Here is a 20306-nt window from a genome sequence, read left to right as displayed (position 1 = left end):
CGCAATATTGCGCGATCTCTGCTCCAACTCCAATACCAGAATTCAAGTTGTCAGTCGGTTTATATTACTTATCCGACAGGTTTCATGAATGAGAATCCTGAAATACGCTCTTTAACGTGCATAACAGACGCCTGAACGGTAATTCTGCTGATGACAATCAATAGATTTAATGCCGTATTGAGCTATATTCGCAACTGATGTCTTCATACAGATACGGTGTGGCAGTAATCCTTGTCGTTTTTGCAGTCATACTCAGCACAGCGCAGGTTGTCGATGCACAAATAATTCAGCCTCATCCGGATGCTGCGAAGGCCCCTCTGGTGGCAGTTGTAAATTTTGACATCGGTGTCGATCAGGGAGCTTCGAACTATGTCCAGAGCGTTTCGTCCTTTGCCATAGCAAATCATGAGGACATGATAATCGTGATGAATACGCCCGGAGGGCTGCTAGAGGACATGCTGAGCATTGTGTCGTCTATTCAAAACGTGCAAAACCACGGCCTGAAAGTGTTCACATTCGTTCCGCCTGACGGGGCAGCGGCATCCGCGGGAAGTTACATAGCTCTCGCTACAAACGCAATTTACATGGGAAACGGATCCGTAATCGGACCGTCGACACCATACATAATAGGTGGCACATCTTCGGAAGAAGCGCATGTGGTAAATTTTTCGGTAGCCTACATAGGAGCACTTGCCACACGCAACGGTTATAATGTAAGCGCCGCGGAAAACATGGCGAGAAGCAATGTTGCATACAACTCGACAACCGCAGCAGCTGTAAAGCTCATTACGGGGAAAGCACAGACTTTCGATCAGTTTCTTTCGGCTGTTGGTCTGAGCGGAGCGTATGTCGACAACCTGCAGGAACCGCTTTTCGATGTTTTCCTGAGCACTGTCAGCAATGCAACTCTTGATGGCTTGTTCTTCATAGTGGGTGCGGTGGCTATTTTCATAGATTTGTTCCATAGAACACTGTTTCTCACTTTTTTTGGGGCAATCATGATTGCCCTCGGTCTGCTGGGAGCCGAGGTCATAGGAGCGCCCGTAGTGGCAATACTGGTGCTTGCAGCCGCCGCGGTCCTGATATTTATAGAGGTGAAGGCGGGACATGGCCTCTTTGCAACCTCGGGCATACTCCTGGGCCTTCTCGGCACCTGGCTGCTTGCAGGGAACAGCATCGGCTACTCAAATCATCTCCCCGCAGGCTATTCCCCATCACCGTTTGGTCTTCTGGAATACCTGCTGATGGGATTCATTGCCGGCTTCCTGATAATCGGTGCGGTCTATATCTCAAAGGTGAGGAAGGCGCTTATGAACAGCCCGATGCTGGTGGGACCGCACAGGGTGGTCGGTGCGACAGGCTGGTCGACAACCGATCTCGTGCCGGGAGAAGATGGCGTATGCAATGTGCGATCTGAAGACTGGACCTGCTATTCAGATAAACCTGTACCTAAGAATTCAAGGGTGAGAGTCATCGAATACGGGGAGGGCAGGATCAAAGTTGAGAAGATCGAAGATTCCGGACCATCAGAAGAGCAGGAAACCGGCAGATAGTTCCTCTCGCAGGTTTCAGCCCTTACGGGCGGAATACCGGAATAATGTATTGGAAGAACGCCTTTTACGGTAGTTATTTCCTTTTCCCCACTCTCAGTGTAACGTTGTCCGGTTCTATCGAAATGACTGTTATTTCATCGTCAGCAAGTATCTTCTCCGCTGAAACCGCAGTCCACAATTCGTTGTCCACGTCGACAACGCCCTTTTCACCCGGTCCGAACCCACTCTTGGCTTTTCCCTGTCTGCCGGTTTTAGTGTCCTTGTTGTAATACTTTTTAGTTATCTTCCTCGTTCCGGTTGTTTTGAAACCGTATGCCAGCCCTATGCCCAGCAGCAAAAGTACTGCGCCTGTAAAAAGCGAAGAAATGCCCGAACCCAGTGCGCCAGAGATCAGGAAATACAGCCCGCCTATGAGAAGCGCCATGACAATCATGAACGGGCGTATGCCAAAAAGGAACAGTCTGTCTACAATATTTTCCTTTTTCTGAGGCGCCCCATCAGTCAACCTTTCCTGCCTCCGTCTCGGCATCCCGGATCATGGCCTTTATCGGTGAAAGAAGCTGTGTGAATTCAGCAGGAAGCACGAACTTTGTCGCAGCACTGCTTCCAAGCGCCTTGAGAGTGTCGAGATACTGGAGCGTGAGCGTTTTCTGGTCAATTGTTTTGGCCGCACTGAATACAGTGCTCAGCGCCTGAGCGTAGCCTTCCGCCCTGAGTATCGCAGCCTGCTTCTCTCCCTCGGCTCTCAGGATGGCGCTCTGCCTGTCCCCTTCGGCCACCGTGATTGTAGCTGATTTCTTACCCTCGGCCTCCGTTACAACAGCACGCCTGCTCCGTTCTGCAGACATCTGGAGTATCATGGCGTCTGAAACGTTCTTCGGGGGTAGAATTTCCCTGATTTCGACATTTGTGACTTTAACGCCCCATCTGGTTGTGACTTCGTCGAGTTTGGTTCTGAGTATCGCGTTAATTTCCTCTCTCTTGGATAGTACTTCGTCGAGGTTTATATCGCCAATAACGGCCCTGAGAGTTGTTGTGGCGATTCCCATCGCCGCGCCCTCAAAATTGTTTACCTGAATAACCGAGTCGGCAGCACTTATCACCTTGAAGTAAATTATAAAATCGATATCGACTGGAGCATTATCCTTTGTAATACAGGTCTGATGGGGAATCTGAAGGAACCGCTCCCTGAGATCCACTCGGACCGGCCTGTCCACTCCGGGTATGATGAAGACGATGCCCGGTCCCTTTTCAGCCTGCGCTTTTCCGAGCCTGAAATTCACAATTCGCTCATATTCCTTGACGATCTTGATCATTGCGGCAAGGAATATCAGCACAATGATCAGCACTACGATGCCGCCTGCAAATACGCCAAGCGAGCTTGAGGACTGGAGTACTGCTTCCCTGAAGACGGTGTTCACGATAGAGCCTGACATTTTTGATCCCTTGGAGCCGATATATTTACTGCTTTAACAGTCTTTGCATTGCCGAGACCGGTTTTTTCGATGATGTACGACATCCGGGACCAAGGAGGTACTGGAAATCGGCAGCCATTGAAATTTCCGGTCCACAGATTAAGTTTTTATAACGTTCTGTGCATATTGTCTGACGGATGGTATGACGCATGTTCAAACAGACGGCAGACAGAACTCCCATTAAGCTGAACGCAAAAAAGGAGACAGCATGGCATGCAGGGAGGGGAAGGTCGCATGTTTCATTCATGGCTTCGGTTGAAAAAGCGGTTCTTGTCTATATTGTTGCAGTGCTGGTACCGTTCGGATACGTTGCGCTGGTTGATTACTCGACTCCCGTTCTGGGGCAGGCATTTACCTGGACCTACTTCAATATCTTTCCCTGGAATTTTGTACTGTTCTCATTCCTCTTTCTTGCCGGCGGTTCGTGGATATTCTGGGCACTCTCATATACACAGATGAAAACAGGGGAGAGGCTGCTTATTGAGGGGCCGTATTCACTCACCAGGAATCCAAAGGGCTTCGGCTATATGCTCATACTCGTGGGACTCGGAGTGCTGCTCCAGTCGGCAATCGCCATATTCATAATTACGCCTGCAATTGTAACAAGCTATTTCCTGTATCTCAGGATCCTTCAGGAGCCGCTGATGAGACACAAATACGGTGCAATGTATGAGCAGTACAGAACGGCAGTTCCTCTGCTGCTTCCCTATCATCCCGGCCCCAAGAGATGACATTTAGGATCGACCGAAATCATTAAAACTTGTAACACGGCCTGTTCAGTAGCCTCTTTCCTGCATCCTCTGTTCCTGTGCAAGTGCTGATATTTCGACTCCGTGCATCGACTCCCCGAGACCCTTGGAAACCTCCGCAACGACGGAAGGATCGTCAAAATGGAGAGTGGCTTCAACGACTGCCTTTGCCATTCTTGCAGGGTTCTTGGCCTTGAAAATACCGCTGCCGACAAATATGCCGTCACTGCCGAGGAGCATCATGAGCGCTGCGTCTGCAGGCGATGCCACGCCACCAGCGGCGAAATTGACCACCGGCAGTCTCTGCAGTCTGGCTGTTTCACTGACAAGTTCAAATGGAGCATCCATCTCCCTGGAGACAGTCAGCAGTTCCTCTTCCGACATCCCCTTCAGTGACCTTATTTTGCCTAAAACAAGTTTCTGATGCCTGACAGCTTCAACTATGTTGCCTGTGCCGGGTTCTCCCTTTGTTCTGATCATGGCGGCACCTTCGCTGATTCTCCTGAGCGCCTCACCGAGATCTCTTGCTCCGCAGACGAAAGGTACCGTGAATGATTTCTTATCAACATGGTGGAAGGGATCGGCAGGCGTTAGAACTTCGCTTTCATCTATCATGTCCACACCCAGCGACTGCAGCACAAGCGCTTCTGCGACATGGCCTATCCTGCACTTTGCCATTACAGGAATTGTTACAGCGTCGATGATTTCCAGGACCTTCAGAGGGTCCGCCATCCTTGCGACCCCGCCTGCGGCCCGGATGTCTGCGGGAACTCTTTCCAGTGCCATTACAGCCACAGCGCCTGCTTCCTCTGCGATAGCCGCCTGCTCTGCATTCGTGACATCCATAATAACGCCGCCCTTCTGCATGCTGGCAAAACCTCTCTTTATCAATTCGGTGCCGTGCCTGAACGACGAGATGTCGAGATTAAGTGGCAATATTCCACCTTCCTTTTGTCAACATTTACAAACGACGCACTTCTTTATCAATATATCCCATGTTTTGGAGCTGCCCTTTTTATATGAAAGAGAAATTGCATTACACAAATTCAGCAAATGTTCGAAATACAGCATGGAAATGTTTTAAGGGGGACCGGCATGATTGCAGCGTTATGCCGGGACGAATGGAAAACATAGTTGAATCCGGGACAGTAAAGGTGGCTGACAAGGTCAAGGAGCTCAAATCCAGGGGGCTTGATGTGACTTCGTTTTCCATAGGCGAACCGGATTTCCCAACGCCACAGCATATTGTGGATGCGTGTATAGAGGCCCTTAAATCTGGTTTCACAAAATACACCGCCTCTGCAGGTATACCTGAACTGAGAGAGGCGATATCACAGAAGCTGAAGGCTGAGAATGGCATAGATGCGGAAAGTTCCGAGATCGTCGTCACTCCTACAAAACAGGCACTATTCATGGCAGTACTTGCACTTGTCGACAGGAACATGGAGGTAATAATTCCAGACCCTTCCTGGGTATCATATGAGCCGATGGTGAGAATTGCCGAAGGCATCCCGGTGCCTGTCAGGGCCGATGAAGAGACAGGTTTCAGACTTACACCAGAGCTTGTTGCCGAAAAGATCACAGAAAAGACCAGAATGATAATACTCAATTCGCCGAATAACCCTACTGGAGCGGTAGCCGGGAAGGAGGACATTGAGGGATTGTGTGATTTGGCCAGAGAGCATGATTTACTCATCCTTAGTGACGAGATTTACGAGAAGATCATATATGATGCAGTAAACTATTCACCTGGCTCTTTTCCAGGAATGAAAGAGAGAGTTATCACCGTAAATGGATTTTCCAAGACTTATTCGATGACAGGATGGAGGCTGGGATACCTTCACGCCGATAAGCGCCTCCTGAAGGACATACTCAAGATCCAGACGCACTCCATTACCTGTGTGACCTCGTTTGTGCAGAAAGCAGGAGTCGCAGCGCTCAGAGGACCCAAGGAGCCCGTTGAAAAGATGGTTTCGGAATTCAGAAAAAGACGCGACTTCGTTGTCAGGCGACTGAAGGAGATTGAAGGTATGAATGTGGTGGAGCCGCAGGGAGCGTTCTATGCCTTCCCGAAATATGATTACGAAATGGATTCAGAGAGCATCAGCGAATTCCTTCTTGACAGGGCACAGGTCGCCGTAACACCAGGATCATCCTTCGGCAAATTTGGGGAGAGGCATTTCAGGTTATCGTATGCAACTAGCATGAACAACCTGGAGAAGGGTCTGGATTCTATGGAAAGGGCGCTTAAAACACTGCGAACATGATCTCGCCCTTATCGCATATTTTGCGGGAGCATGTTCGGAATAGAGTCTTCTATGGGATACGTGCCTCCGCATTTCGAACAGGTTATTGTGCCTGAGATAATTTCGCCTCCATCCTCTTTGGTTACTGCGATATCCAGCGGATGGTTTTTGCATACAGGGCAGGCAAGTATTTCCATCAGTTTTCTTTTCACAACTGCAGCATAACAGCTCAGTCTTAAAAGTCTTTTGTGCGGCAATGCGGCAAATTCGTTCTGTGCCTGGCTGCATAGACAGCAGACGTGTACGGACTTTAATTTAAGATCTGGACATTGAGCGAAGAGTGCCGTTTCACGGTCAGCCGGCAGTGTTTGGATCGATAACTTTCTAAACTCTTATGAAATGACCATGCTGCCACGGTGACGAGAAACCCAGCGCTGATACTGTGATGAGTGACGGGCGAGCCGAGTGGCACACCATGTCCTCGTACGATTTCTTCGGGACTCAGTTAATTAACTGGAAATAACTTGATTCAATACAACGGGCAGCCGAGGGCTACAGTGACCGAAATCGCGGCAGAAGCAAGGAACATCAGCAAATACTATATGATTGGAAAAGAGTCCATATCAGTTCTAAGAAATGTGAGCCTGAAGTTCAGGAAAGGGGAATTTGTATCTATTTCAGGCCCCTCAGGTTCCGGAAAGAGTACGCTGCTGAACTGCATGTCCGGCCTGGACACGGTAAGTGAAGGCGAAGTCATAGTAGACGGCAGGAACATAAGTGCGCTGAGCGACAGAGAAATCAGTTATTTCAGATCGATTAGAATGGGTTTTGTCTTTCAGAACTATGCCCTGCTGCCTGTGTTCAACGTGGTTGAAAACGTTGAACTTCCAGCACTAATTGCGGGCGTCCGTGGGACAGAGACGCGGGCAAGGGCAATCGAGATTCTGAAGTACGTCGGACTTGCCGACAGGGCAAAATTCAGGCCGAATCAACTCTCCGGCGGCGAACAGCAGAGGGTAGCCATAGCAAGGGCACTGATAAACAGACCTGCTGTGATATGGGCTGACGAACCGACCGGCAATCTCGACAGCATTTCAGGCAAGGCAGTCCTTGAACTCTTCAGCCAGCTTAACCGGGAGACCGATTCGACAGTAATAGTTGTGACGCACAATGAGGATGTTGCTTCGTACTCAAAGAGAAAAATCAAGATCCGCGATGGGAAAATAGAGAATGACGGTGAATCAGATGCAGATAATGGTACCTGATGTTTCTTTGTTGCTGCTAATCACGTTCGCCATAATCAGCGTATTCTCGGTCTCGATAATACTGAAAGACAGAACAATATTCAGGATGTTCATACGGAATGCTTTCGGCAACAGAAAGAGGGCAGCGCTCATAATAGCAGGGCTGATGGTGGGCTCCGCAATGATCAGCGGGGCGCTGGTTATGAGGAGCAGCATGCTTGAACTCAGCGACAACCTTGTTGCGCTAAGTTACGGACATATAGACGAAACAATCACCGATTCCGGAAATTCGCTGTACGGAGCATTTTTCAATTATTCAGCCTATAGCGCATTGAACTCATCGATATCAGGTTATTCCGGAATTTCAGCCGCCATTCCGATGATATATGAAACTGTCAGCGTGTTCGACAACACAACAGGTGTCCCATACCAGGATATTGGTTTGGTCGGGACGCCATGGTGGTCCAGCAGCGTACTGGGAAACTTCATATCCGCCAATGGAAGCGTGATAACTTCGCTTCCCGCAGATGGGATACTCATAGATGAACTTGCCGCAAACCAGCTTAATGCCACCACTGGCGACACTGTTACACTGTATTTTGGTCCTGGAGTGCATTACACCGGAAGGGTCGCCGGTATTGTCAGGGACAATTACAGAGGATATTTTGATTCTGGTTTCAACATATTCATGAGGCTGAGCGGCGCGCAAATTGCACTTCGCTCCCAGGGAAGGATTAGCATCATTGCCATCGCCAACAGCGGAACAGTACTTTCTGCTGTAAAAGTCTCAGGCAGTGCCATTAGAAAAATCGATTCCATACTGCCGTCAATCAATTCGGAATTTGGCACTTCCCTTGCAGCTTATCCGTTATTGCAGCAGCAGCTCAATACAATCCATGCCGAAATAAGTGATCTTTCCGATCTGTACCTGGCACTGAGCCTGTTCGCGGTAGCAACCGGTCTGATACTTGTTCTTGTCATTTTCTACATGCTTGCCGAAGAAAGAATGAGGGATCTTGGCACTCTCAGGGCGCTGGGTGCAAGCAGGGCCGGAATAACATACGGATTTGTCTCCGAAGGTTTCGTGTATACCGCGATTTCATGCTTTGCAGGCTCACTTCTCGGGATAGCAATTGGATTCTTGATGATGTACGGGTTTGTGGCGCTGTTTGGTCATACATTTTCACTGCCTGTGAGAAATACTGGCATACTGCTTGCATCATTCAGCCCTTCCCTGTCTGATATAGTTATTGGCTTCTCTACTGGAGGCATTGCCACTTTTGCAGTAATAATTGCCGCAAGCATTTTTATGAGTCGATTCAGCATAATAGATGCGATAAGAGGAAATGTAAATCAGCGTAAGGTTGCAGTCGGCCCCAAAAATACTGTGCTCGCTTTACTCGCCATTGTGTCGGTGTTCCTGCTGGCAGCAGGCTATTTCACCACATCTCTGGAAATTTCCATGCTTGGCCTGTCTCTGCTGATATTATCGGTGGTCTGGTTAATCGTTGTCATCACAGGCAGGAGTTTTGTTGCCGGAATTGCGGGAATCGGTCTGATCATCCAGTGGGGCATCCCACAGGCATGGAGTATTTTTCCGGATTATTTTGGCTATTCCTATTACGTCTATGTGGAATCAGGTATTTTCCTCGTTTCAGGAGGCATACTGGTATTCTTCGCACTGGAGCCGTTTCTGCTTAGTGCGATGAAACCAAAAAAGATTAATCGCGGAGGAATAAGCGCAACGGTCAGGCAGGCGCTTGCGTTCACCACTCAGAAGAAGACCAGAACGGCGATCTCGCTGGCGCTGTTTTCCTTTGTCATTTTCGGGATTGTATCGGTTTCTGTCCTTGGAAGTATGGTTGATCAGGCTGCAGTCCAGACGGTTGCAAAGCAGAGCGGTGGATACAATTTTGTCGTATACAGCGGTGATGGTACAAACATAACCTCCGCAATTGAAAACAATAATTCACTGAGCCGGTATATTTCCCGGGCAAGTCTGATTTATGATACGACAACAGCGTTTACCGCCAGCGGCAACGATTCCGGCCTCTTCATCTATCCGCTGGTCGGAATACCATCATATAATGGAACAGGGGATTTCTTTTCCGGGAACAGGTACCAGTTTTACAGCTACCTCCCCCGATTCAACTCACAGCGCAGCGTATGGAATGCTGTTCAAAACAATTCGTCTCTGGCGGTCATAGACATGACGCTTGCAGGCGTAAAGCAGGGAAATTTCGGTTCTGGCATGAACCCTCACGTGAATATCAAACTCGGCCAGACACTTACTGTGTACGGCAACAACCATACTTCCCATAATGTGGTCGTGGCGGGAATACTCGATGAGTTCGGTTTTCAGGGGGTCTTTGTTTCGGCGACGGCAATGGATTCCCTTGGCCTCAGGGGATCATCCTTTCCGGTTCTTTTCATAAGCCTTGCAGACGGTGTTTCACCAACCACAGCATCCATACAGATAAGGAAAGCTCTCACGGAATACAATCCCGTATTACTCAATCTCTACCTGATTACACAACAAATCACCATGGACATAAACGGAATAGTGGAAATGACTGAAATTTTCATTGCAATGGGGCTGGTTGCGGGAACAGCCGGACTCGGTATAATAGCCATGCGTTCCGTGGTGGAACGCTATCAGAGCATAGGTCTTCTGCGCGCACTCGGATTCACGAGAAGAATGGTCAGCGCATCATTCCTCCTTGAGTTCGTATTCATAGCGGTATCGGGCTCAGTAATTGGTGTAATCATGAGCCTAATAAACGGAAATATCATAGCAAGCAGACTCAGTCCCGTACTTTCATTTACATATTCCCCCGCGAGCGTCCTTTATCTTGTTGCCATATCCGCCACACTGACGATACTGGCCGTGATAAGTTCGGTTCGGGCAGTTTCACGGATAGAACCATCCGCTGCCATCAGGTACATTGAATAGGCGTCGTAAAATCTCAGACCGGCTTATACTGCCCCCTGACGGTCATCAGGCAGCTGCACCTGGCCGTTGTCCAATGTCGCTCTGCACAACGAACAATTTTGCCTTTAAAGATAAAAGATGACTAACAGGTGATGCTCTTTGACAGCGTCATATCCAGAACAGTGAATCCCGACTTCTCATAAAGATGCTGCGCCGCTGTGTTGTGCGCGAATACATGCAGTGAAATGCGGGTGATTCCCCTGGTCTGGAGGAACTGTTCCAGCTTTCGAAGAGCATCGAGTGCATACCTTCGCCTCCTGAATCCTTCAAATATGAGCAGATCCCACACCCATGCTCCCTTAGCCGGACTGGCATTCCCGATTCCCACCCATATGACACCTACCTTCAATCCGCTGTTCTCATCCACAATGGAGAAGAGGAAATGATCCTTTGTCGCCATGCCGTCCGGGAGAAGGCTGTTGAAAGTCTTCTCGGAAAGGCTCCGTGATTCCATTTCACTCCAGTCGCCTGATCTGGTCTTCTCACCGGCATAAAGCTCAATGCTGTTCTTCAGGTAAGCCAGAAAATCGTCTTCGGCCATCGACGCAAGTTCTACCATGATCGCGCTTATGAAGAACCGGTATATAATGGACTGATGTCCGGAACTGGCTGCCTGAACCGGTACAACGCCGGTTAGACGATCAAATTGACGAGAAAGCAGACAGACCGGTCATAAGCCGGCTGTCTATTCCTGAAACATCTACAAGTATGTTACAGCCGTCAGACGATCGTCAGTCAAATGCGATAGAATTATATTCATGATGAGCATTACTACATCGGGAATAGGGATGCCCATAGCTGCGGAGATTATACTCAGGAACAGCGTTCTCAGAACACACTGGCTGAAGAGAATTGCTGCCGGCGTAATTGACATGGTGACTATATTCGTGCCAATATGGGCAGTGGGCATGACATTCGGATTCAGCAGACTATATTTTGACTTGTTTTTGGGTGTTGCATCTGGAATATGCTGGCTTATCTACGGGACTCTGACAGAATACTATTACGGCTATACTGTTGGAAAGAAAATAATGTCACTCCGCGTTTCTTCAGAAAGGGGACAGATAATGCTCCGTGAAGCGGCGTTCAGGAACATATCCAAACTATTCTGGTACATACTTCTGCCACTCGACCTCATACTCGGCTTTTTCACATTTGGCGACCCCAGGCAGAGATTCAGCGACCGCGTTTTCGGGACGACTGTTGTATCCGCTCAGCCCGCCAGCTCGCTGATTAAGGTAAAAATAAAAAAAACGGGCACCTTTCATCCCTGAGGCAGCAATTATTCGAATAAAGTGAAACCTTCCGATGTAATCGCATATTGCAGGATCTTTGCCTTCTCAGGAAAACTCTTAACCTTGCTCAATATGAAATTGTTCTCGAACTTCTTACCTGCGCGTTCTCTCTCCAGTTCAATCAGTGTATCGCACAGCGCATCTATCGCGTTCTGCGTCTTGCTGTCGAAAATATCCTTTGTCATTGTTGCAAGAATTACGCCCTGGCTGCGCTTGTTATAGGCCTTTAATGTCCTGAGGGCGCTGAGAACCTCATCCACGCCATAATTGTCAAGGAAGAAATCAAGGGAGTCTATTGTTATCCTGAATGGCGGCTTGACTTTGAAAATCTCATGCGTCAGGAATGTAAGAAAGTTGAACGGTCTGGAACCGTCAGGTTCAGAGTCGAAAACGTCAATAACCTTTATTCCCTCCTGCCTGTATCTTGTCACTTCCAGTTTCTTCAGAAGCACAGAATCATAGTATTTGTCTCCGATGTCCACTATGTTTATGTCTTTGTTCCAGCCGAACCGCTTTATCGTGTGCAGAATCTCATCATTGCTGTCCATGGTGGAAAAATAGTAGCTCTTCTCGTTCCCGGAAGAGGCGAATTGCATGGCGAGGACGCCAAGCCCGGATCCCGGATGACCTACTACAGCACAGAGTGAACCCTCCGCAAAACCTCCATCCAGTGCCACATCAAGGTTCTTTATGCCTGACGTGAACGACATCATTCTCCTCCGAATCTGACAAGTTTATCGCTCACAAGGCCCAGGAGAGTGCTGACTTCCTGTGTCTGCTGTTCCTTTATGCTTATCATAAGAATCATTGCACCTCTTGAACGCAGGCTGTTGACCAGGATGTGGAGAAACTCACCCATAATTTTCCAGTCGTTGTGTATATGAAGCGTGTTTATCGAATCGAGAATGACGAGAACATTTTTGCCTGACGATTTCCTTCTCAGGTATTCCACTTTCAGCATGATGTTTTCCAGCATCGTCGGGCTCTCGATGAATATTATGTTGTCCTCCCTCTTATGCTGTCCCGTCATCATGTTTGAAATACAATCAATAAACTTGATCTGTTTCGTGCTAACCCCGATGAGTTCCATTGCATTCATTATTGCGTCCGCCGGGACAGTCGATGCCACGTATATTATCTGCGAGCCCTTGTCGGAAAGACTTAGCATGCCCTTGATGGCATCAAAATAGACATCTGTCCCAATCTCAAGCGATGTGGAGGTACTAGGCTCCAGCTTGTTAACCTCGCCTGCAACCTGGCTGGCAATATCGTTCATGACTGGCCACCCTTGAGCAGCGGAACAAGAAGCGTCCCGGCCGTAGTCAGATCCAGAACATATTTCGCACGCGAATGCGATGTTCCCCTCATCTTTATTACCTGAAGGGTCCTGAGCATATCTCCCTTCCTTTCAAGATTCCCCATGAGGACTACGCCGTCAGCTATTGCTTCCTCCACGCCATATTTTGAGTAACTTGCATCGGCTGCAGTCAGTTCCGATATGATGAGCGATGTTGTTCCCAGCCCGGAGAGCATCTTGCTCAGTCCGAGCATTAAATTTCTGAGCTTTTCCTGCGTATCGAGCTGATAAGCAACGGAAGTAATGGAATCAATGACCAGCCTTCTCGCCTTTGTTTCCCTGGCCAGATCTCCTATGGCAACAACAAGCAGGTCGACGTCCTCCAGACTCATCCTGTCTCTGCTGAAACCGAGTTTGCTGTATATTGTAGAAATGTCGATGAAGGTGAGTCTCCCGTTTTTTAAGAAGTCTCTTTTGAAAAAATCATACGGTATCATGTTTGCTATCAGTTTTTCGAACGGTTCCGTGACCGAAAGATATAGCCCGTTTTCGCCGGAAATAGCACCGTGGAGGAGATATTCGAGCGATAGGGATGTTTTTCCGGTACCGCAGTTTCCAGTGAGTAGAACAGTATTGTTTCTAGGGATTCCTCCTCCCAGAATGCTGTCCAGCCCTTCGATGCCGGTGAGACATTTTTCTCGACCAATGCTGAGGCTTCCCTCAGCCTGAACAGCCCTTTCGTCCGAAACCGTTCTCATCTGTAACCGTTCAATTGACCAGCTTTACAATTATCAACCTTTTTACAACAGTAACGGCAAATGATAACGGGAAAACTCATCTTCCGGGAAGCGATTAAGAATTAAACAGGCCCGCTGGGTTTTTTAGTAGGTGTTCCAATCACTCAGGTGAATGAAAAAAGGACCGAGGATGGTCATCGAGAATTGCGAAGAAAGGCTGTCAGATTGGCTTCTTGCCGAATACAGACATTGCGGTGAAATCTGGCCGGGACTGGTATTTACAAGCATAAGAAGGAAAAAGGACAGAAAGTTGCTGGAGGAGATAGGCGAAGTAAGCGAGCTCGATTCTCTTGAATATACCGGAGGCAGCGGATGCATAATTCTGGATCACATGGCTGCAGAGGAGCTGAAAAAAAAGGAAATAAGAGGTTATGAATACCTGATCGTAGGCGGCATCCTCGGTTACGACAGACCCCTGGGCAGGACTGCAAAACTCATAACGAGCAAATTTGATAGAATCAATAACATAACGAGAAACATGGGCAAGATACAGCTGACAATTGATAGTGCGGCATTTGTTGCAAGGGCGATTCTTCTGGGAGCATCAGTTGGTGAGCTTGAAATAAGTTCAGAAGTGGAAATAAGGTGGGACGATGTCCATACAACTTTGCTGCCCTACGGCTATCCAGTTGTGAATGAAAAACTTATTCTGACCCCTGGCATAATAGATGTGCTGCGAAAGGACTGGAATCACTGAGGTTAGTACCTCAGAACCTCATTTTCTGTAGTTTGCCACTGTAAGCAGGTCCCTGTGCAGAAGGTGACCAGTAACCCATGTCATAAGCCAGTTTCTGGAGCCTTGCTATCCTCTGCTCCAGGGGAGGGTGTGTTGACATTAGCCTTGCCATCAGACTGCGGGCGCGACCGGCGCCAACAATGTAAAGTGATGAAGAAGAAGGACTGACATGCAGAGGCGCAGTGGTGTTTGCATATTCCAGCTTCTTTAGTGCTGAAGCAAGGGAAAGCGGATCTCCAATGGTCCTTGCACCAACCACATCGGCCTCAGTCTCCCGTCTCCTGGAGATTGCCAGCTGGAGAATCGCCGCTGCTATTGGGACTGTAACCATCATAACCAGGAGTCCTAAAATACCGGTCTGATTGCGGCGCCCCCCGAATAACGCAGCAAAAAAGAGGGAATTGGCTGCCCAGGATATGGCTCCGGCTATCGTAGCTGCAATGCTCATTACAAGTATGTCACGATCCTTTATGTGAGCCAGTTCATGAGCCATAACACCCCTGAGCTCCCTGTCATCCAGAATGTTGAGAAGACCGGATGTAGCACATACAACTGCGTTTGAATGGTTCCTTCCGGTTGCAAACGCATTTGGCGTTGGATAGTCCGAAATGGCAACCCTCGGCATTGGCAGATTATATGTCTGTGAGACCTGCCTTATAGCGGCAAAAAGACGTGGCGCCTGGGATTCGTTAACCATCACTGCCCTGTTGCTCCGGAGGACGAACGCTGTTGAAAAGAAATATGTAAAAATATTGATTGCCGCCGAAAGCACGAGAAATATTAGCGCACCAAGCAACGGATCACCGTAGAACATATAACCTACAGCTGATCCTATTAACAAAAACAGCAGGGTAAGCGCAGCAAACAACGCAATGACACCGGTCCGGGGTCCCATATTTGCCATACCTCCCGATCGCGTTTACCGCGAACCTGTATTTCAACCTATTTCCGAAGGAAATTAGGTTAAGGCTGCAGGCATTATATCCGTATGTGCACCATAAATCGCTTCCATTGCAGTTATCGTACCCGGAATGCGTCTTCTGAATGGAGTCGGCGCCCGGATTAATTCTTCCTGGCTTAACGTGAACGGTATTCACAATTCTGCACTTTACCGCCATGCCTAATTTTCACATCGGCAGTATTAAAATATACGGGCATACTAGCTTCAATACACCTGCGCTATAGGGACATAAATAGTGCAGGGAAAATCAATCAGGTGCAATAAAATGGCAGAACAACTAGATCAATTTGGGATTGCTGTTGAGCAGATTAAGAAGGCTGCTAAGATACTCAACCTCGACAACGGAATGGTAGAAATACTGACACACCCCAAGAGGGAGCTGACAGTCAATTTCCCGGTAAGAATGGACGATGATTCGGTCAGAGTCTTTACCGGGTACCGTGTTCAGTATAACTATTCAAGGGGACCCTGCAAGGGTGGAGTCAGGTTCCATCCCAATGTAACCCTGAACGAGGTACGGGCATTGGCCGCATGGATGACATGGAAGACATCTGTCGTAAATCTGCCCTACGGAGGCGCAAAAGGTGGTGTTGTCGTTGATCCGAAGCAATTGAGCAGGAATGAGCTTGAAAGACTGACAAGAAGATACACATCGGAAATAAGCATAATAATAGGACCTGAGAAGGACATTCCTGCTCCGGATGTTTACACAGATTCCCAGACGATGGCATGGATGATGGACACATTTAGCATGATAAAGGGCTACTCAGTGCCCGGAGTGGTCACAGGAAAACCACTGAGCATTGGAGGATCCGAGGGAAGGGGGGAAGCAACCGCCAGGGGCGCGATGTATGTTGCAAGGGCTGCCGCAAAAACCGCGGGAATAGACACAAAAAAGGCAACGGTAGCGGTTCAGGGATTCGGAAATGCCGGCTCGATAGGTGCCAGACTTTTCCACAGTGATCTGGGGGCAAAGATCATTGCAACAAGCGACAGCAGAGGCGCCATATACAGCAAAGAGGGCATTGATATTCCCAAGCTTGAACAACATAAGGCGAAAACAGGTTCGGTTGTAAATTTCCCCGGAACAAGGAACATTTCAAACGATGAGCTTCTCATGCTGGATACGGACATACTCGTTCCAGCTGCTCTTGAAAATCAGATAACGGAAAAGAATGCATCCAAGATCAAGGCAAAAATGGTTGTCGAAGAGGCGAATGGACCCACAACACCAAAGGCCGATGAGATACTTTTCAAGAATGGTGTATTTCTGATACCGGATGTGCTTGCAAATGCAGGAGGCGTCACAGTGAGCTACTTTGAGTGGGTTCAGGATATACAGAGCTTCTTCTGGTCGCTGGAAGAGGTCAATCAGAAACTCGAAAGGGTTATGACGTCGGCATACAATGATATCCTACCGATATCAAAGAAGGAAAACATAGACATGAGGACAGCAGCGTATGTCTATGCGGTAAAGAAGGTCGTGGACGCCCACAGGGCAAGAGGACTCTGGCCCTGAATTTTTGCGGCGGTTAGATCGTTAACTCAAACATTTTCACCAAAACACTTTTCCTCCCTCTTCAGATGAGCTTGAGAAGATCTGACTTCGTGATAATGCCTGAGATCCTGCCCCTTCGCTGAACCAGAACCGCAGTGCTGTGTGTGAGGAGGGAGGCGACTGCTTCAACAGGTGTTTCTTCAGATATAACAGGGTATGCTTCATTCATCACTTCCTCGACCCTGATCCCTGCGAGCTCCTCAATGCTTATGCCGTCCCTGAGCTTGTCAAGTATTGCCTCTTCGGATATGCTGCCCATCACCCGTTCACCGCTCATTACCGGCAACTGTGAATAGCCCTTTCTTTTGAGGAGTTCCGAAACCTCGGCAAGCGTTGCGAAATTATTGACGCTCACCACAGAGGGGTGAAGAACATCCTTGGCAGTCTTTCTGAGCTTTCTGCTCCGTCCCTCGGATTCAAGTGTATTGAAAACCCTGGTTACAATATCGTAACTTGCAGATATGCTGTTCCTTTCCAGCTTTGCTATCGTCGACTGGCTCACATTGGCCGCTCTTGCAAGCTGGCTCTGAGTCATGTCCAGCTGCTTTCTGATCTTCTTAATGTCTTCAATCCTCGGAAAGGACATATGGTTACCGATTGTTCTCCAATATTAATTCGTATCGGAATAGTGCGAGCTACAATCCTGCTGTTTCAACCGCCGTCTCATGCATATCCGGTGCAAACAGCGATATATGGCGCAGGCAAAAGTAAAATTCCTTTTAGAATTTTTATATCAACCAATGCTATATCGAAGTTCGATAATGGTCTGCAAAATGACGCTATATACCAGCAGAGGAGGCAATCAGCGCGGAAGCTACATAGATGGCTTTGAGTGCAAGGGATGCGGAAAAAAGTTTCCGGTGGGCCTGAGGAATGCATGTGATGAATGCTTCCATTCCCTGGAGGTAAAATACCGAACCGAGGAAGTCAGGGAATTTCTTGACAGGGATTATATCCGATCGCAGCCGGGCAGCATGTGGCGATATTGGCCTCTTCTACCTGCTGATCCGGTTGTCGGAGCAGACGGACTCAATCCCGGAATGACTCCCTTGAGAGAGTGCAGGAATCTCGCCAGGATGCTGGGGGCCAGAAGGATTCTCGTCAAGGACGATACTGTGAATCCGACTTATTCCTTTAAGGACAGACCCGTTGCGGTGTCCATAACAAAGATCGTTGAGTTCGGTCTCGCGGGTTCGGGCTGCGCATCCACGGGAAACCTTGCGGGAGCTGTAGCTGCAGCATCGGCAAAATACGGTATCCCGTCATATGTGCTCGTTCCGTCCAGCACGGACAGAGGGAAGATATTGCCGGCGCTGGCATATGGTGCAAATCTGATTGAGGTTGACGGAACATATGATGAAGCAAACAGGATTTCAAACCTGATCGCCGACAGATACAGGATAGGGTTCGTCAACATAAATCTCAGGCCGTATTATGTGGAGGGATCCAAAACAATAGCGATGGAAACGGTAGAGCAGCTTGGGTGGGCACTGCCTGACAGGGTAATTGTACCCATGGGTTCGGGGGCGCTGCTGACTGCTGTGAGCAAGGGATTAAATGAGTTTGCTGAAACAGGTCTCATAGATGATTCTGCAGAAGTAATGATTTCAGGCACGCAGCCGTATGGATGCTCTCCGATTTCTGATGCCTACTCCGGAACGGATGGCATGATACATCCTGTTGAGAGACCGGAAACAGTGGCCGAGTCGCTGGCAATAGGTGATCCTGCCTCGGGTTATGAGGCCCTGTCCATAATCAGGAAATCCGCAGGTTTCGCTGATGCGCCGGATGACAGAGAGATTTTTGAGGGGCAGATGCTCCTTGCCCGTCATGAAGGCGTATTCACCGAACCTGCAGGAGGATGCGTCATTGCCTCCCTGCGCAGGAAGCTGGAGGACGGGACAATAGGAAGAGACGAGACAATCGTATGCCTCATCACAGGAAACGGCCTTAAATCTCAAAGGCATCTGGATGCCAAATCAATGGGACGCACATATAAGGTGGGAAATAATACTGAAGAGGTCGAAAAAATTTTTGAAAAGGGCATCGGAGGTTTGAACTGATGGTTACTGTGCACTTCTCATCTGCACTGCAGTCAATAACAAAGGGAAACAGGGAAATTGAAATTGAGTTTGAGGGCAGCATAGATGCCCTTTTTTCCAGACTTGCTTCTATTTTTGGAGAAGAATTCAGACGAAGGACATACGAGGACGGGGACCGGATACGCAGGTATATCAATGTATACGTGGACGGGAAGGATATAAGATTTCTCAACGGACAGAAAACAGAACTCAGTAAAAGTTCAGTTGTCGACATAGTTCCGGCGGTGTCCGGCGGCTGATAACTGCTATCCGGCGCGGGTACTGTCTAAAGCGATCAGCAATAAAATTATAGTAAAAACAGTTGCTGGAACACTGTGAAATCGCAGGCAATATCGGTCTTGACTGTTTTGCTATCGCTGTTTATCCTTGTTCAGGTGTTTCCTCCTGCAGCAGGCTCAAGCCTGCATATCTACCTCAATCCTTCAAACGGGGTCGCCTACTGGAATTCGGAGATCGCAACATACATAAATATTACCGGCGGAAATTTCACCAATTACACAAAAATTGGAACCGGCGGTTTCTCATCTGGCGCGTCCGTAAACACAACCACGCCCCTAGGCCTGAAGGATGAAGAAAAAATCAATCAGACGATTTCGGATTTCAACGACTCAATTCAGGTTTTCTACCTGGACAGCAGCATGAATTTGACTGTCACTCAGACAGCATCCGGCATCGGGCTAGTTGCAATAACGAGGCTCAACATGTCTCTGAGGTGGCTGCCGAACGGCACCGCGGGGGCATACAACATGACCTGGAAGAGTTTCAATTTCAGCGGTACGCTCAATTCGATAGGCAGCAGCGGAAATGAAATCAATCTGAACAGTCCTGCAAGCTATCTTGAAAACATCACCGAGCTTTCGGTACTGAACAGCAGCGTTCCGTATCTGAAGAGAGTGAACATACTGAATTTTGGAGAATTTTCAATTCCTCTCGCAAACTGGACAAGGACTTACTCTGCTACCGTAAAACAGACAGTCTATTCTTACCAGGCCAGTGCCCTGAACGAAACGGTGTTCAGGATACCTTTCATTTCCGGAAATGCAACAGGCAACTACACCATGTCGCTACGGGAGGATCCGTCAGCGATGATAGTGTTTAAAGGAAGAGGCTATGCAATAGGAAACACCATTTACGCGGTGTCGCCGCCTGGCCAGCCCTTCGAAGAAGCGGCAATAGCGACTGTAATAATCGCGGTTTCACTTTTTTCCGTATACGCAATAGCATCCAGGCGGGGAAGATCTGGAAGAAGAGAACGTTGAAACAAAAGACGGGCCGCCTCCAGAAGCTTTTGGCAGAAGCTC

21 protein-coding genes are annotated in these 20306 nt (G+C 48.5%); 11 read left to right on the top strand and 10 right to left on the bottom strand.

The window, feature by feature from the left end; translation table 11 throughout:
- Positions 1 to 197 precede the first annotated feature (197 nt).
- Complete coding sequence (locus KIS29_04380; protein MBX8639560.1) at positions 198 to 1553, top strand: ATP-dependent Clp protease proteolytic subunit; 1356 nt, start codon at positions 198 to 200, stop codon at positions 1551 to 1553.
- Positions 1554 to 1626: 73 nt separating this feature from the next.
- Here KIS29_04380 and KIS29_04375 read toward each other — a convergent pair whose 3' ends face one another.
- A complete protein-coding gene (locus tag KIS29_04375) occupies positions 1627 to 2058 on the bottom strand; it encodes a hypothetical protein (GenBank protein ID MBX8639559.1) in 432 nt (143 codons plus the stop codon).
- A complete protein-coding gene (locus KIS29_04370) occupies positions 2051 to 2989 on the bottom strand; it encodes an SPFH/Band 7/PHB domain protein (protein ID MBX8639558.1) in 939 nt (312 codons plus the stop codon). The genes KIS29_04375 and KIS29_04370 overlap by 8 nt, the downstream gene beginning before the upstream one ends.
- A 188-nt stretch (positions 2990 to 3177) precedes the next feature.
- Here KIS29_04370 and KIS29_04365 point away from each other — a divergent pair, with 188 nt between their 5' ends.
- A complete protein-coding gene (locus KIS29_04365; protein MBX8639557.1) occupies positions 3178 to 3759 on the top strand; it encodes a hypothetical protein in 582 nt (193 codons plus the stop codon).
- Positions 3760 to 3804: 45 nt separating this feature from the next.
- On the opposite strand, the gene pdxS is transcribed toward KIS29_04365, so the two are convergent.
- Positions 3805 to 4713, bottom strand: coding sequence for a pyridoxal 5'-phosphate synthase lyase subunit PdxS (gene pdxS / locus KIS29_04360; GenBank protein ID MBX8639556.1), 909 nt, complete (start codon positions 4711 to 4713; stop codon positions 3805 to 3807).
- A 173-nt stretch (positions 4714 to 4886) separates the two neighbouring features.
- Here pdxS and KIS29_04355 point away from each other — a divergent pair, with 173 nt between their 5' ends.
- On the top strand, positions 4887 to 6044 hold the full coding sequence (locus KIS29_04355) for a pyridoxal phosphate-dependent aminotransferase (protein MBX8639555.1): 1158 nt from the start codon (positions 4887 to 4889) through the stop codon (positions 6042 to 6044).
- Between the two features lie 8 nt (positions 6045 to 6052).
- Here KIS29_04355 and KIS29_04350 read toward each other — a convergent pair whose 3' ends face one another.
- On the bottom strand, positions 6053 to 6235 hold the full coding sequence (locus KIS29_04350; protein ID MBX8639554.1) for a methytransferase partner Trm112: 183 nt from the start codon (positions 6233 to 6235) through the stop codon (positions 6053 to 6055).
- A 390-nt stretch (positions 6236 to 6625) separates the two neighbouring features.
- On the opposite strand from KIS29_04350, the gene KIS29_04345 reads away from it, so the two are divergent.
- Both KIS29_04345 and KIS29_04340 read left to right on the top strand, forming a co-directional pair.
- Positions 6626 to 7288, top strand: a complete 663-nt coding sequence (locus KIS29_04345) for an ABC transporter ATP-binding protein (protein ID MBX8639553.1) — start codon at positions 6626 to 6628, stop codon at positions 7286 to 7288.
- The gene (locus KIS29_04340) at positions 7278 to 10220 is read left to right on the top strand and encodes an FtsX-like permease family protein (GenBank protein ID MBX8639552.1); all 2943 of its coding nucleotides are present in this window, start codon (positions 7278 to 7280) and stop codon (positions 10218 to 10220) included. Before KIS29_04345 ends, KIS29_04340 begins: the two co-directional genes overlap by 11 nt.
- 121 nt (positions 10221 to 10341) lie before the next feature.
- On the opposite strand, the gene KIS29_04335 is transcribed toward KIS29_04340, so the two are convergent.
- Positions 10342 to 10818 carry a GNAT family N-acetyltransferase gene (locus KIS29_04335; GenBank protein ID MBX8639551.1) on the bottom strand — a complete coding sequence of 159 codons (477 nt, stop codon included), beginning with the start codon at positions 10816 to 10818 and terminating at the stop codon, positions 10342 to 10344.
- Between the two features lie 199 nt (positions 10819 to 11017).
- On the opposite strand from KIS29_04335, the gene KIS29_04330 reads away from it, so the two are divergent.
- A complete protein-coding gene (locus tag KIS29_04330) occupies positions 11018 to 11533 on the top strand; it encodes an RDD family protein (GenBank protein MBX8639550.1) in 516 nt (171 codons plus the stop codon).
- Between the two features lie 8 nt (positions 11534 to 11541).
- Here KIS29_04330 and KIS29_04325 read toward each other — a convergent pair whose 3' ends face one another.
- Genes KIS29_04325 through KIS29_04315 form a run of 3 tightly spaced genes read right to left on the bottom strand, consistent with a single transcriptional unit; the run spans position 11542 to position 13609 of the window.
- Entirely contained in the window at positions 11542 to 12267 is a 726-nt protein-coding gene (locus tag KIS29_04325; GenBank protein MBX8639549.1) for a recombinase RecA, read from the bottom strand.
- Complete coding sequence (locus tag KIS29_04320) at positions 12264 to 12830, bottom strand: hypothetical protein (protein ID MBX8639548.1); 567 nt, start codon at positions 12828 to 12830, stop codon at positions 12264 to 12266. Before KIS29_04320 ends, KIS29_04325 begins: the two co-directional genes overlap by 4 nt.
- Positions 12827 to 13609: an RAD55 family ATPase gene (locus tag KIS29_04315; protein MBX8639547.1), complete on the bottom strand. Its 783-nt coding sequence runs from the start codon at positions 13607 to 13609 to the stop codon at positions 12827 to 12829. The genes KIS29_04320 and KIS29_04315 overlap by 4 nt, the downstream gene beginning before the upstream one ends.
- Before the next feature lie 151 nt (positions 13610 to 13760).
- On the opposite strand from KIS29_04315, the gene KIS29_04310 reads away from it, so the two are divergent.
- Positions 13761 to 14345 carry a hypothetical protein gene (locus tag KIS29_04310; protein ID MBX8639546.1) on the top strand — a complete coding sequence of 195 codons (585 nt, stop codon included), beginning with the start codon at positions 13761 to 13763 and terminating at the stop codon, positions 14343 to 14345.
- Between the two features lie 10 nt (positions 14346 to 14355).
- Here KIS29_04310 and KIS29_04305 read toward each other — a convergent pair whose 3' ends face one another.
- Positions 14356 to 15288: a M48 family metalloprotease gene (locus KIS29_04305; GenBank protein MBX8639545.1), complete on the bottom strand. Its 933-nt coding sequence runs from the start codon at positions 15286 to 15288 to the stop codon at positions 14356 to 14358.
- Between the two features lie 322 nt (positions 15289 to 15610).
- Here KIS29_04305 and KIS29_04300 point away from each other — a divergent pair, with 322 nt between their 5' ends.
- On the top strand, positions 15611 to 16864 hold the full coding sequence (locus KIS29_04300) for a Glu/Leu/Phe/Val dehydrogenase (protein MBX8639544.1): 1254 nt from the start codon (positions 15611 to 15613) through the stop codon (positions 16862 to 16864).
- 61 nt (positions 16865 to 16925) lie between these two features.
- Here KIS29_04300 and KIS29_04295 read toward each other — a convergent pair whose 3' ends face one another.
- The gene (locus tag KIS29_04295) at positions 16926 to 17489 is read right to left on the bottom strand and encodes a CBS domain-containing protein (GenBank protein ID MBX8639543.1); all 564 of its coding nucleotides are present in this window, start codon (positions 17487 to 17489) and stop codon (positions 16926 to 16928) included.
- 187 nt (positions 17490 to 17676) lie between these two features.
- Between KIS29_04295 and thrC the strand changes: the two genes are divergently transcribed.
- The 3 genes from thrC to KIS29_04280 all read left to right on the top strand — a co-directional run bounded on the left by thrC (position 17677) and on the right by KIS29_04280 (position 20264).
- Positions 17677 to 18966, top strand: coding sequence for a threonine synthase (gene thrC, locus KIS29_04290; GenBank protein MBX8639542.1), 1290 nt, complete (start codon positions 17677 to 17679; stop codon positions 18964 to 18966).
- Positions 18966 to 19244: a MoaD family protein gene (locus KIS29_04285; protein MBX8639541.1), complete on the top strand. Its 279-nt coding sequence runs from the start codon at positions 18966 to 18968 to the stop codon at positions 19242 to 19244. Before thrC ends, KIS29_04285 begins: the two co-directional genes overlap by 1 nt.
- 75 nt (positions 19245 to 19319) lie before the next feature.
- Positions 19320 to 20264, top strand: a complete 945-nt coding sequence (locus KIS29_04280; GenBank protein MBX8639540.1) for a hypothetical protein — start codon at positions 19320 to 19322, stop codon at positions 20262 to 20264.
- The last annotated feature ends 42 nt before the right edge of the window (positions 20265 to 20306 follow it).

The sequence above is a fragment of the Candidatus Sysuiplasma jiujiangense genome, from assembly GCA_019721075.1.
Classification (GTDB): domain Archaea; phylum Thermoplasmatota; class Thermoplasmata; order Sysuiplasmatales; family Sysuiplasmataceae; genus Sysuiplasma; species Sysuiplasma jiujiangense.
Note: the sequence above shows the minus strand (reverse complement) of the source record. Positions and strands in the feature narration are given on the sequence as shown.